This is a genomic window from Acrocarpospora macrocephala, from assembly GCF_009687865.1.
Taxonomy (GTDB): domain Bacteria; phylum Actinomycetota; class Actinomycetes; order Streptosporangiales; family Streptosporangiaceae; genus Acrocarpospora; species Acrocarpospora macrocephala.
In genome coordinates this window covers 1-13,047 of record NZ_BLAE01000094.1, presented here as the reverse complement: position 1 = coordinate 13,047, position 13,047 = coordinate 1, and the positions used below count along the sequence as shown (strand labels likewise).

The window sequence follows — 13,047 nt, the reverse complement described above, 5'->3', positions numbered from 1 at the left end:
GGTCACACCAACCCGACGTCTTACGCCCGCTACCTCCTCGATGTCCGCAGTCATGCCGTCCTCGACCACGGGATGACGGGGACGGGCGGAGCCCGAGGGGAAGAAAGGGGCTGGGTGGTGGGAGAACCCCGTGCCATGGCATTCGTGCGGGTCCCAGGGCGTTGGCGGGGGCGGGCGGAGCCCGAGGGGCGGAAAGGGGCTGGGTGGTGGGAGAACCCCGTGCCATGGGATTCGTGCGGGTCCCACGGCGTTGGCGGGGGCGGGCGGAGCCCGAGGGAAAACAGAGGGCTGGGTGGGTGGGAGAACCACCATTAGCCAACTCGTCATGCGCGGGCTCTCCAGGTGCTGGCGAACTCGCTGACGTGCCGCTTGGGCTGCGCTAACTTCCGTGTGTGCCGCAGAACCGATCGCCGTTCCCGGGTGAGGTCCGCGCTGTGCGGGTTGGTAGCCGAACAGTGTGGATCCGTCCGGAGGTGTTCGACACCTATTGGCGATTCGCCGCCGAACGCCAGCGCGTGTTCCACCGCCGCGCCGCCGGCGACCCGCCACCGTGGACCACCGACGGGATCATCGGACGGCACAAGTTCACCAACGTGTACCGCGCGGCCGACCGCGTCTCGCAGTACCTGATCCGTGACGTCATCCACACCGGGCCGCAGGAACTCGACGAGGTGGTGTTCCGGATCCTGATGTTCAAGATCTTCAACCGGATCGAGACCTGGGAACTGCTCACCGACTCCCTTGGCGCGCCTCCCACGTGGGACGGCTACGATTTCGCGGCCTACAACTCCGTGCTCACAGCGGCGATGGCTCGGGGGGAGCGCGTCTACTCAGGGGCGTACATCGTTCCGAATCCAGGATTCGGCGAGGCGCGCAAGCACGGCAACCACCTGCGGCTGATCGAACGGGCCATGGCCTCCACCCTGCCCAAGCAGTTCGCGGACGCCGCCGGGCTCCGCGAGGTATACGAACTGCTGCTCGCGCTGCCCTCGCTGGGGCCATTCCTCGCCTACCAGTACGCCATCGATCTGGCCTACTCGCCCATGGTCGACGTCGGCGAGAACGAGTTCGTCGTGGCAGGTCCAGGCTGCCTGGACGGAATCTCCAAGATCTTCGCCGACACCGGAGGCCTGAAGCCCGCAGAGGTGGTGGCCTGGATCGCCGACATCTCGCACGAGCAGTTCGACCGCCTCGGCTTGGACTTCCGCGACCTGTGGGGCCGCTGGCCAACTCTGATCGACTGGCAAAACGTATTCTGCGAGGTCTCGAAATACACCCGCGCCAGCCACCCCGCTGTACCCGGCGTATCCGGCCGAACCAGAATCAAGCAGGAATTCCGGCGTACGACGGCACCGATCGACTACCGCTTCCCTCCCAAGTGGCGCCTGCCTGCGGAACGGACAGCCCAGACGCGCTGACGAGGTGCCCCCGATCGGGATGCCACCGTTGCCGCCCTGTTCGCAGAAGACCCCGGTCCCCACAGTCCTGCCGCTGTCGACCCGTGTCCGGTCACTGGGGGCGCCAAGGTCCGACTCCTGCCCCTGCGCCCGGGGTGCCCTCGGCTGGAATATCTGGCGTGCAATTTCCTTGTCCCGATCGCCACGCTGCTGTGCACGGTCGATCTACTTCTGTGCCCGTGGCGTCTCGGGTGGCATTCGGTGCCGCGTGCGTCCGCCACGCAGGCTGATCAGGCTCTCTTTGTGGTGAGCCACTTTTCGTGGGCGGTCCAGAGGCGGGGCCAGAGTTGGGTGCGTTCTTGGTAGGTGAGGGTGAGGCCGAAGACGTCGGCTAGGGCTTCGGCGAAGTCTTCCTCGCGGTCGAGGATGGTGGTGGTGTCGCTGTGGCCGACGCGGCGGAGGGCGAGGCCGGTGAGGGTGTCCACGCCGTGGGCGTCGCGGCGTTGGATGGCGGAGGTGCGGACGAAGGAGGAGTCGGGGGAGGTGCTGAGGTGTTTGTGCATGTTTTCGAAGGCGTCCATGCCGACAGGGCCGGGGCGCAGGTCCATGCCGGTGAAGCTGCCGCGGGGGTCGTGGTCGAAGCGCCAGCCGCCGGGTTCGGCTTCCGAGGGGCGTAAGCCGTAGACGAACGGGCCCTGGTGGTAGGTGCCGGCGATCAGCGGGATGGGATCGTGGATGGCATCGCCGAGGCCGGCGTCGACCAGCCACTCGCCGGTCGGGTTGTCTGCGCTGGGCAGGCCGGCGACGGTGAGGACCAGGTGGTTGCCGATCGAGCCGGAGGGTGATTCCGGGGCGCCCTGGACGCTGCCGTAATGGCGGGTGACCTGGTAGCCGAGGGCGGTCAGTAACGCCCATAAGGCCCCGTTGAGGTGGAAGCAGTAGCCGCCGCGACCGGCGATGATGCGCTCGGCGGACTCCACCGGGTCCACGGTCGTGGGCTGGTCGAGCCAGATGGCCAGGTTCTCGTATGCCACGCGTTCGACGTGGGTCTGCTGCAGCAGGAACAGCCCGGCCACGCTTGGCGGGCCGTCGTGCAGCAGCCGTAGCCGTCGCAAGTAACCCTCAACATCGATCACACGCACACCGTAGCTGTTGCCACCGACATTCTCCGGCGCCACCTTCCCCATTGCTATGACGTGTGAGGAGGGGACTCGGTAGCTGCGGCCTCATTGGGCGTTGTTGTCGCGCATGACATGTGGAGGACGGCGGCTCGCGCCATCGACTTTGGCAGCCCTCGACGCCACCATCGGTCGTCGTCGCGTAGGACGTGAAGGGTAGCGACTCCGTTGAGCCTCGCCCACGCCGACCCCGGTCCCCGAGGCTCCAGCGACGAATCCGCCCGCGACGGTCATCCCCTCCGCCGAGCCGCCGGTGGCGCCGAGCCCCAGCCCGAGTCGTGGTGGGGCCGCGGTCGTGGACGTGGTGGCGCGAGTGTGTCCCGGCGGGTGGATGCACGATTTCTGCACATTGAGGGGTAACTCGTCTGCACGTTGGGCCTCTACGCTGCGGGTCATGGCATCTCCCCAGCAGCGGCGGATTCTCCTGGTTGAGGATGACGCGACGATCGCCAGGGCCGTACAGACCCGGTTGGTCGCCGAGGGGTTTGACGTGCGGGTCGCGAGCGATGGCGAGGGTGCGCTCGCGGCCTATGCGAAATCGGAGCCCGATCTGGTGGTTCTCGATCGGCTGCTGCCGGGGGTGGACGGTCTGGAGGTCTGCCGGAGGATGCAGGCTGCCAGGCCGGTGCCGGTGTTGATGCTGACCGCGCTCGGGGAGGAGACCGACGTGCTGGTGGGGCTCGGGGTCGGCGCGGACGACTACATCACCAAGCCGTTCAGCATGCGGGAACTGGTCGCGAGGATCCACGCGCTGCTGCGGCGGGTTGAGCGGGCCAGCCAGCTCGCGGCCGAGGACACGGTGATCAGGGTCGGTACCGTCGAGATCAACACCGCGGAGCGCCGGGTCTTCGTGAGCGGCGTCGAAGCTCAGCTCACCCGCACCGAGTTCGATCTCCTCAGACGGCTGGCCGAGCGGCCCGGCCAGGTCTTCGAGCGGGAGCGCCTGCTGTCGGACATCTGGGGATTCTCCGAGGCGGCAGCCACCCGAACCGTGGACAGCCACGTCCGGGCATTACGCCGCAAACTCGGCTCCGAGGTCGTCAGAACCGTCCACGGCATTGGCTACGCCCTGGTACGCCCATGAAATCGCCGAACTTTCTCGGACGGATCGAGGTCCAACTAATCGACCACGTTCCCCTCGAGGTTCGATCACCTTGGTTCGCCTATGACTCTGGCGTTCGGCGGATCGGGGTTCAACCAATCGAGGTTCGCCTATGACACCGCTGGACTCTCTCAGGTGGATCGAGGTCCAACCGATCGATCAGACTCTGGTTCGCCTATGAGACCGCTGGATTTTCTTGGGCGGATCAAGATCAAGCTGGGGCTGGTGATCGTGCTGGCCGTGGTGACCGCCTTTGGTGTCAATGAGCTTGGTCTGGGCGCGGACTTGCCGGGCAATCTGCGCATCGCGATCGCCGTCGTCCTTGCGGTGATCATGGTGCAGTTCCTGGCCAGGGGGATGACCAAGCCGCTCCGCGAGATGGCCGCCGCCGCCCAGACCATCGCCAAAGGCCGGTACGGCCTGCGCGTCTCCGCCACCTCCCGCGACGAGGTCGGCGAGCTCGCCCGTGCCTTCAACGCGATGGCCGCCGACCTCGGCGAAGTCGACCGGCAACGCCGTGAACTGGTCGCCAACGTGAGCCACGAGCTGCGTACGCCGATCACCGGCCTGCAGGCGGTGCTGGAGAACGTTGTCGACGGGGTTTCCCCGCCCGACCGCGAGACTCTCGGCACCGCCCTTGCCCAGACCCAGCGCCTCGGCCGCCTGGTCGCCCAGTTGCTCGACCTGTCCCGCCTCGACTCGGGCGCGCGGCTGATCGAGGCGGAACCGTTCGATCTTGGCTCCCTCTGCGGGCAGGCCGCCCGCGAAGCCGGTCTGGCCACCGACACCGTCACCGTCCGCAGCGACGTCACCGCTGGGCTGCACCTCAAAGCCGACCCCGCCCTGCTCGCCCAGGTCCTCGCCAACCTCCTCGACAACGCGGTACGGCACAGCCCGCCCGGTGGCACCGTACGCCTCCAAGGCCGGGGGGCGGGTTCCGGTGTGCAACTCACCGTCCATGACGAGGGCCCTGGCATCCCCGCGAGCGAACGAACCCGGGTCTTCGAACGGTTCTCCCGTCTCGACGCCGGTCGCGCGGCCGACGCAGGCGGAGCCGGTCTCGGCCTGGCCATCGCCAAGGAGATCGTCGAACTCCACCAGGGCACCATCCGCGTGATCGACCATCCGCGCGGGTGCCACATGCTCGTCCAACTTCCAGGGAGAATCCACATGTCCGGAATCCCGGCTGATCCCGAAGCGCCTCCGGCGGAGAAGACTGAGCTGACCATCACGCAGCCGGTAGTGACCCCAGCTGACATTCCGATCGCGACTCGCCCGGCTTTGCCCCCTTCATCAGCCCGCACAACATCGACTCCATCAGCCCAAACGGCACCCTCGTCATCAGCCCGCACAGCACCGACTGCATCAGCCCAAACGGCACCCCCAGCAGGGCGCACGGAGTCCTCGGCCTTGAACGAGCCGATACTTACGAGTCCATTGGCCGGTTCGGCCCTGGTCCGGTCGGCGTCGACTGTCCCGGCGGGGCGTACGGAGTCCTCGGCTTTGAATGAGCCGATGCTTGCGGGCCCGTTGGCCGGTTCGGCTGAGTCGGCCGGTCCGGCGCTAGCGGCGTCGACGGCCCCGGCGGGGCGCACGGAGTCCTCGGCTCTGAACGAGCCGATAACCACGCGGCCGTCGATCGATTCCGTTGAGTCGCCCGGTCCGGCGCACGAATCTGACAGCGAAGCGGCGGACGTGGTGTCGCCCGGGGTGTCCTCTGGGGAATCGCTGGAGACACCTCCAGTCGTGGCGGCCATGCCGACGCCGCGTCAGTCGCCCGCTGGTCCGCCGTATGGTCCGGGCGGACCTCCCTATGGGTGGCCGCCTCCGGGAGGTCCCTACTACCCGCGCCCGCCGGACGGTCCCCGTTCATCGAGCAGTGGACGGGCCGGGCTCGGCGCGGGAATTGGCATGCTGGCCGGGTTCATCCTTGGCATGTTCGTGGTGATCCTCGCGAGCGACGTCCTGGGCGAAGTGACGGGGGCGGCTCTGCTGCTCGCGTTCAGTGGGGGCGGGGCCGTGGCCGGCGCCGCGATCGGTTCCAGCAGCGGCCGACAGGCGTATCCGAACGCGGCGCAATTCGTGCACCAGCCCTGGGGACCGCCTCCCAGCGGGATCGTGCATCCAACTCGGGCGACTGAAGTCGCCGACCCCGTCGAAGGCGACGCTTCCGCTGAAACGAAGAAGGAGGAAAGCGAGGAGGCGCCATCGACAGATCATGCTCCAGCCGATGCCCGGGCGACGCCGTCTCCGCATGCTCCTTCGGAAGGCGACAATTCGGCCAGAACTGGTCGGCTGCCGGAGGAGTCGCCGCATGGGGAAGGGGTCGGCTCCGGTTACGGTCCGCCTAGTGGTGGGGTGTCGCCCGTGTATAACCCGTCCGGTGGTGGGGTTCCGCCCGTACATAACCCGTCCGGTGGAGGTGCGCCGCCGATACATAACCCGTCGGCTGGTGGGGCGGCCCACGTACATAACGCACCCGGTGGAGGTGTGCCCCCCGTGCGTTATCCGTCCTACCCATCCGGAGGTGGGGCGGCGCCCGTATATGGGCCGCCCGGTGGGCCGCCGCCCGTGTATGTGCCGCCGCCGATCTTCCCCCGGCCTGATTTGCCGGATACGCCGCCCTGGGTGCTGCCTGCCGCCGCTGGTGTCGGGGTCGTGGCGGCGGTGCTGTTGCCGTACGCGCCGAAGGGGTTGGGGCTGGTGCTGACCGCTGTCGTGATGGGGCTGGCGGTGCTGCCCGCGGCGCGGCGGAGGGTGACGCTCTGGTCGGTGGGGTTCGCGGTGCTGGCCTACGCGTTGGTAGGGGTCACGCTGGTTCGGGACGCGGAGTGGGTGTTGCAGCCGGTTCTGGTGGCGGGGGTGTTTGTCGCCTCGCTGGCGCTGTCGGGAAGCGGTCGGGGGTGGTTCAGTACGATCCGCGGAGGGTTGTCGGTTGGGCTGGCCGTGTTCCCGATGCCGTGGTTCCTGTCCGCTCCGATGAAGTCGTTCATGAAGCGGCGGCGATTGTTGCCGATTCTGGTGAGTCTGGGCGTCACGGCGCTCTTACTGGTGATCTTCGGGTTGCTGTTCATGGCCGCGGACGCCGTGTTCTCGCAGTTCGCCCGTGACCTGCTGGAAGCGCCGGGGTGGGCGGACACGCTGCCCTACCGGATCTTCTTGTTCGTGGTCTTCGGTGTGGTGGTGGCGGCCGCTGTACTGGTGGCGTTGCGTCCGGTCGCCGAGACCGAGATTCCGTTGCCGCGGGTGCCGATCGCTCGCACGCTCTGGGTCATCCCGCTGGCAGGTCTCAACCTGCTTTTCGCGGCGTTCGTCGCGGTTCAGATCACGGTGCTTTTCGGCGGCAACGATCGTGTGCTCGAAACCGCCGGGTTGACCTACGCCGAGTACGCCCGGTCCGGGTTCTTCGAGTTGGTCACGGTTAGTTTCATCGTGCTGGGCATCGTGGCGCTCTGCTGGGCGCTGCTGGATCCCGCCACCCATCGCTGGCTGCTCGCCGGCCTGCTCGGCCTGCTCTGCGCCTTCACGCTGGTCATCCTCGCCTCGGCCCTGCACCGCCTGGACCTCTACCTCGACGCGTACGGCCTGACCCGGTTGCGCGCCACGGTAGGTGTCACGATCTGGTGGCTGGCCGCCGTCTTCATCCTGGTGCTGGCAGCCGGAGCGGTACGCCTGAACCGGCGCTCCACCACCTGGCTCCCGCGCACCTTCGTCCTGCTCACCGGCGTCACGCTGCTGACCTTCGCACTCTGGAACCCCGACGCCCGCATCGTCGAAACCCAGCACGCCGTCCGCGGTGTCGACCGCCTCGACCACAACTACCTCAGCAGCCTCGGCGTGGAAGCCGTTCCCGCCCTGGACCGCCTCCCCGAACCCATCCGCAGCTGCGTCCTCGACAGAATCGTCCGCGTCCACGCGCTCGACCGGCCCGACCCCTGGAACGGCTGGAACTGGGCCCGCACCCAAGCCCGCACCACCCTCACCGCCCATCCCGTCCTCCCCAACCCCCAATGCCCCGACATCTCAACCCGAAGCTACATCCCCTCACCCGACTAGATCTCCTACTACTGGTGGCATCGCTAGTGGGAAGGTGGGTAGCATAGATTCATGAAGTTGAGTGTGAGCCTGCCGGAAGAAGACCTCGCGTTCATCGATGAGTACGTGGCACGACATCGGAGTCAGTCTCGGTCCGCTGTGATTCACGATGCCCTGAACCTGCTGCGAGAGGCTCATCTTGAGGAGGCGTACACGGTCGCGTTCGAGGAGTGGGACTCCAGCGAAGACGCTCTCCTTTGGGACAGCGTCGCGGGGGACGGGTTGAGCGATGCGGAGAGGTGATCTCTTCTGGGTGGACTTCGAACCTGTGCGAGGCTCGGAAGCCAACAAAACTCGTCCGGCTGTCATTGTCAGCCGGGATGCGGCCAACCGCTCTGTCGAGCGCAACGGCAGGGGCGTGATCACAGTCGTCCCGCTGACATCGAACACTGTCCAAGTCCTGTCCTTCCAGGTCTTGATACCGGCCGAGGAATCAGGGCTGGCACGGGATTCCAAGGCGCAGGTAGAGCAGCTACGGGCGGTGACGTTTCAACGGGTGGGGAACCGAATCGGGCAACTGCCTCCGTTGCTTATGAAACAGATCGACCGGGCGCTGGGGGAACATCTCGCTATTTGACCCCGGAACAGGTGACGGGGTGGGGTGCGTGGGGTTGGAGGCGGTGTAATGGGTCTGTCCGATCGCCTTTCCTTTTGTGGAGGAGTGGTTAATCTCGTTTTCGCGGCATAGCGTTGTGGTGTCGTCGCGGGGAGGGGCCGTTGGCGGAACGGGATGAGCTGCTGGCCGCCCTGCAGGAGCGGATGGTGCGGGCCGGGGAGGGGGATCGGTCGCTGCTGTTGGCCCCAGATGGTCCTGCCGAAGCGCGGCGTTTGGCCGAGATGCTCGGCACCGCTGGGCGTGCTGACGGGGATACTGAGGCCTGGTATGTGCTCGGCTGGTGGCATTGGTTTCGTTATCAGGTGGTTCCTGCGGGGGAGAATCGGCAGGATCTGACTGTCTCGGTCGCGATGTTCACGCGTTGCTTTGTCGCCGGCGTTCCCGATGACCGTTTTCCCGAACCGATGTTGCCCGTTGCGGCCGAACAGGCTGCCGGCACCGATGGCATCGCCTTGCTGCAGCGGGCGTTAGGGTCGGCCGATCTGGATCTGCTTGAGATCGCCGTCCGGCTGTGGCAGCGGATTGTGGCCACCATCCCCGCCGATCATCCAGACCTGGCTGGGTTTCTTAGCAATCTGGGGGTCGCGCTCAGCGTCCGGTATGGGCGGAGCGGGAACCTGGCCGACCTGGAAGAGTCGATCACCGCCGGACGGCGAGCGATCCAGGCCACCCCCGGCGATCACCCCGACTTGGCTGGGCATCTCGGCAATTTGGGGATCGCGTTGCGTGTCCGGTTTGAGCGGGCCGGGGACTTGGCCGATCTGGAGGAGGCGATTGTTGTCGGGCGCCAAGCGGTGCAGGCGACATCTGCCGACCACCCAGATCCGGTCGTGTACCTCGGCAACTTGGGGATCGCCCTGCGTGTCCGGTTTGAGCGGACCGGGAACCTGGCTGACCTGGAGGAGGCGATCGCGGCTGGGCGGCATTCGATCCAGGCGACCTCCGCTGACCACCCCGACCTGGCCGGACGCCTCGCCAATCTGGGGACTGCGCTGCGCGCCCGGTACGAGCGGAGCGGGAACCTGGCCGAGGAAAAGGCGATCACCGCCGTACGGCAAGCGATTCAGCTGACCCCCGCCGATCACCCTGACCAGGCAGCGATCCTCGGCAATCTGGGGAACGCGCTGAGCGTCAGGTTCGAGCGGACCGGGAACGTGGCCGATCTGGAAGCGGCGATCATCGCTGGACGGCAGGCGGTGGAGGCTACTCCCGCCGACCACCCTGAGCGGTTGAAGCGCCTCGGCAATCTGGGGACCGCGCTGCTCACGCAGTTTGGGCGGACTGGAAACCTGGCGGATCTGGATGAGACGATATCTGCCGTACGCCAAGCGACCCAGGAGACCCCCGCCGACCACCCCGACCTGGCCGGATGCCTCAACAATCTGGGAGCTGCGCTGAGTACCCGATTCGGGCGGGTCGGGAACGTGGCTGATCTGGATGAGGCGATCGCCGCTGGCCGGGAAGCGATCCAGGCCAGTCCTGCCGACCAAGCCAAGCGCCTCGCCAATCTGGGGATCGCGCTGCTCACGCGGTTTGGGCGAAGCGGGAATCTGGCTGATCTGGATGAGGCGATCGCCGCCGGACGGCAAGCGATCCAGGCCAGTCCTGCCGATCACCCTGACCACGCCGTAATCCTCAGCAATCTGGGGGCCGCGCTGCGGACCCGGTTTGGGCGAAATGGGGGCCTGGCCGATCTGGAGGAGGCGATCGCCGCAGGACGGCAAGCGGTGCAGGCGACCCCCGTCGACCACCCCGATCGGGCTGGACGCCTCGCCAATCTGGGGATCGCGTTGCGCGCCCGGTTTGAGCGGGTCAGGAACGAGGCTGATCTGGATGAGGCGATCGCCGCTGGGAGGCAAGCGATCCAGGCCAGTCCTCCTGACCACCCTGATCGGCGCATAATCCACAACAATCTGGGGATTGCGCTGAGTTACCGGTTTGAGCAGACCGGGAATCTGGCTGATCTGGATGAGGCGATCGCCGCCGGGCGCCAAGCGATACAGGCCAGTCCTGCCGATCATCCCGACCAGGCCGGAATGCTCGGCAATCTGGCGACTGCGCTGAGCGTCCGGTTTGGGCGGAGCGGGAACGTGGCGGATCTGGATGAGGCGATCATTGCCGGACGCCAAGCGATCCAGGCCACCCCTGCTGACCATCCTCAACGGGCCGGACGCCTCAACAACCTGGGGAACGCGCTGAGCGGCCGATTTGAGCGGACTGGCGGTCAGGCCGATCTAGCGGCGGCGGTGGAGGTGTACGCGCAGGCGGTGGGAATCGCGGCCGCGCCGCCGTCATGGCGGATCCGCGCGGCGCGAAAGGCCGCACGATTGTCGGCCACCTCAGATCCGATCGGGGCGGCCAGGTTGCTGGAGCAGGCGGTTCTGCTGTTGCCGGAGATCAGCCCGCGACAACTGGAACGCACCGACCAACAGCACATGATCGGCCAGTTCGCCGGTCTGGCCTCGGAGGCCGCCGCCCTCGCCCTCAACGACCTCAGCGTCGCTGCCGGGGATCGGGCGGGCCGAGCCTTGCGACTGCTGGAAGCCGGCCGGGCGGTACTGCTCAGCCAAACCCTGCACACCCGCAGCGATCTGACCGACCTACGCGCCCGGCATCCGCATCTCGCCGACCAGTTCATCGCCTTGCGCGACCTCCTGGACCAGCCCACTCCCGCCGAATCGAGCACGTCAGCGGCGGCGTTGGCGGAGCCCGTGTCGGTCTCTTCGCCAACTGAAGATCTACGGCAGGCAGGCGATGCCACCCCAAGGCGGGCAAGTGCAGGCGAAGCCACCCGCTGGCAGGAGGAGTCTGATCGTCACCGGGCGGCGGCCGAAATGGCTGCGCTGCTGCGGCAGATCCGGGCGCTGGAAGGGTTCAACTCCTTTGCGCTGCCGCCCACCCTTGACCAACTCCGCGCGCAGGCCGATGCCGGGCCGGTGGTCACTTTCAACATCAGCGATCTGCGCAGCGATGCGCTGTTGCTCACCTCGGACGGTGTCACCTCTCTGAGTCTGCCGGACCTGAACCAGGAGATGCTGATCGATCAGGTCACCGCATTCCACGAATCCCTGGCCGATGGCACCGACTCCGGCCAGGACACGGAGGCCGCGCAGAATCGGGTGCGTGAGGTGCTGGCCTGGCTGTGGGATGTCGCGGCCGGACCGGTCCTCACGGCGCTTGGATACCACCAGCCGCCGCCCCCGAGCATGGATCCGATGGAATGGCTGCGGGTCTGGTGGGCGCCCGGCGGATTGCTGGGCCTGCTACCGATCCACGCCGCCGGCTACCACACCCCTGGCCCGGATCCAGAACACCGAGCGGTGATGGATCGAGTGGTGTCCTCCTACATCCCCACAATCACCGCCCTACGTCACACCCGCCAATACGCCGACCGCCAATACGCCGACCGTCGGGACTTCGATCGTCAGGACGTGGATCGCCGGGACGCTGACCGCCAGGACGTGGATCGTCGGGACGTGGATCGTCGGTGTGCCGACCGCCCGGATGTCAGCCAGCACGACGACTGTCAGGACGTGAGCCAGGACGTCGATCGGGAAGCCCGCCAGGATGTCGAAGGGCGGCAGTCCACTGTTGTGGTTGAGCGGGCGTTGATCGTGGCCATGCCCGTTACGCCGGGGCTGCGCTATCTGCCGCAAGTACGTCGAGAAGCTGCCCTGGTGGCCGCCCACCTGCCCGGCGCGATACAGCTCACCCGGCAGTCAGTCGGCACCAACGCCCCTTCCACCAACGCCGCCCCTTCCACCGGTGCCCCGGGCGAGGGGTCGGGTGCCCTCTCGGCGGCAGCCGCGTCTCTTGCTGCCGACGGTGCAGTTCAGGCGTTACCGACCAGGGCCAACGTCATGGCCCACCTGCCGGACTGCACGATCGCGCATTTCGCCTGCCACGGCATAAGTGACCCGGCCGATCCGTCCAATAGCCGCCTCCTGCTCCAGGACCACCGGCACAACCCCTTGACGGTGGCCAGTTTGATTCCCATCAACCTGGAACACGCCCGCCTGGTGTACCTCTCGGCGTGTTCCACCGCGCTCAACTGGGAGGTCCGGCTGCTGGATGAGGCCATCCACTTGACCTCGGCCTTCCAGATGGCCGGATTCCCCCACGTCATTGGCACTCTCTGGGCGATCTCCGATGACTGAACCTTTTTCATCCTTGGGCGACCCTGTGGTTTTGAAGGACGGCGATGGCCTTGACCAGGTGGCCGGCCTTGCTGGGGCTGCACCGGAGTTTCCGGAGGATGCGCCAGCTTTTCAGCTGGGCGTTCGCACGCTCGCCTGGTCCGCGGAGCTTGGCGTGGGACCGGTTGGCCCGCTTCTGTGATTCGGGCTTGTTCTTGCCTTTGTACGGAGTGATCACCATCTCGGCTTCCGCCCCCTGATAGGCCTTGTCGGCCAGGGTGATGATCCCGGCCTTGTCCAGTTCGCGCAGGATGCCCCAGATCCGGGCGGCGGTCAGGTCGTGCGTCTTGCCCGGCAGCGCGCCGGACGTCCACACGATGGTGCCGTCGGGACCGGCGATGACCTGGATGTTCATGCCGTGTACCCGGTGCTTGCCGGAGAAGTACGGGCGGTCGGCCTTCACCCGGTCGGTGCGGATGAGGGTGCCGTCCAGAACCAGGTGGTGCAGCCCGTCCTTCTTGGC

Annotated in this window: 8 protein-coding genes; 6 read left to right on the top strand and 2 right to left on the bottom strand. The window is 67.1% G+C overall.

What is annotated here, in order from left to right; genetic code table 11:
* Positions 1–473: 473 nt before the first annotated feature.
* A complete protein-coding gene (locus Amac_RS48750; RefSeq protein WP_218041728.1) occupies positions 474–1,418 on the top strand; it encodes a nucleotide kinase domain-containing protein in 945 nt (314 codons plus the stop codon).
* Positions 1,419–1,687: 269 nt separating this feature from the next.
* On the opposite strand, the gene Amac_RS48745 is transcribed toward Amac_RS48750, so the two are convergent.
* Positions 1,688–2,533, bottom strand: coding sequence for an arylamine N-acetyltransferase family protein (locus tag Amac_RS48745; protein WP_246269185.1), 846 nt, complete (start codon positions 2,531–2,533; stop codon positions 1,688–1,690).
* 436 nt (positions 2,534–2,969) lie between these two features.
* Here Amac_RS48745 and Amac_RS48740 point away from each other — a divergent pair, with 436 nt between their 5' ends.
* From Amac_RS48740 to Amac_RS48720, 5 genes are all read left to right on the top strand, one after another.
* Positions 2,970–3,659 (top strand): response regulator transcription factor, encoded by a 690-nt coding sequence (locus Amac_RS48740; protein WP_155361241.1) that lies wholly within the window; start codon positions 2,970–2,972, stop codon positions 3,657–3,659.
* Positions 3,660–3,854: 195 nt separating this feature from the next.
* Complete coding sequence (locus Amac_RS48735; protein ID WP_155361240.1) at positions 3,855–7,733, top strand: DUF4153 domain-containing protein; 3,879 nt, start codon at positions 3,855–3,857, stop codon at positions 7,731–7,733.
* A gap of 51 nt (positions 7,734–7,784) precedes the next feature.
* Positions 7,785–8,015, top strand: coding sequence for a ribbon-helix-helix domain-containing protein (locus Amac_RS48730; RefSeq protein WP_155361239.1), 231 nt, complete (start codon positions 7,785–7,787; stop codon positions 8,013–8,015).
* Between the two features lie 10 nt (positions 8,016–8,025).
* Positions 8,026–8,349, top strand: a complete 324-nt coding sequence (locus Amac_RS48725; RefSeq protein ID WP_246269184.1) for a type II toxin-antitoxin system PemK/MazF family toxin — start codon at positions 8,026–8,028, stop codon at positions 8,347–8,349.
* 140 nt (positions 8,350–8,489) lie between these two features.
* Positions 8,490–12,545, top strand: a complete 4,056-nt coding sequence (locus Amac_RS48720) for a CHAT domain-containing protein (RefSeq protein WP_155361237.1) — start codon at positions 8,490–8,492, stop codon at positions 12,543–12,545.
* Positions 12,546–12,552: 7 nt separating this feature from the next.
* On the opposite strand, the gene Amac_RS48715 is transcribed toward Amac_RS48720, so the two are convergent.
* Positions 12,553–13,047, bottom strand: a 495-nt coding sequence (locus Amac_RS48715; RefSeq protein WP_155361236.1) for a transposase family protein, incomplete at its 5' end; no start/stop codon positions are given.